The sequence below is a fragment of the Virgibacillus carmonensis genome (genome assembly GCF_057836705.1).
The window spans coordinates 1-556 of sequence record NZ_JBYQFJ010000334.1 but is presented as its reverse complement, the minus strand read 5'-3'; the positions used below and the strand labels follow the sequence as shown (position 1 = coordinate 556).

Below are 556 nucleotides of genomic sequence, written 5' to 3'. Positions count from 1 at the left end.
GGTCGTCGTTTAATGAAAACAATATGGAGAGGTTATATCCATGCATCGCTTATTTTGAAGATTACTGTAGCACTAATTCTCGGCATAATTGTTGGGATTATCTTTGGGAAAGATGCGGCCGTTTTAGCACCATTTGGGGACTTATTAATTCGTCTGCTTAAATTCCTTATCATTCCGCTAATATTATTCACACTGATTGTTGGTGTCAATCAAACAAAAATTGGAAACCTTGGACGCATGGGCGGAAAAGTATTTGTCTATTATTTATTGACATCCGCATTAGCTATTATTGTTGGAATCGCCGTGGCCAGCATTTTCAGCCCTGGTACAGGAATGACATTGGATACTAATGAAAAATTCGATGTTCCAGAGAACCCGGGCACAATAAGTGTTCTATTAAATATTGTTCCGGACAATATCATTACTGCTTTTAGTGAATTAAATCTATTAGGCATCATTTTTACAGCAATTGTATTTGGAATTGCCATTTCTTCATTACGGTCATCGAAGGAGCATGCGAAGCTCGGAGAAAGCGTATATAAAGTAGTGGACGGAC

Annotated in this window: 1 protein-coding gene; it reads left to right on the top strand. The window is 38.1% G+C overall.

The annotated features are described in order from the left end of the window. Window positions 1–12 precede the first annotated feature (12 nt). Window positions 13–556, top strand: a 544-nt coding sequence (locus AC3G7N_RS22185; RefSeq protein ID WP_489424274.1) for a dicarboxylate/amino acid:cation symporter, incomplete at its 3' end; no start/stop codon positions are given.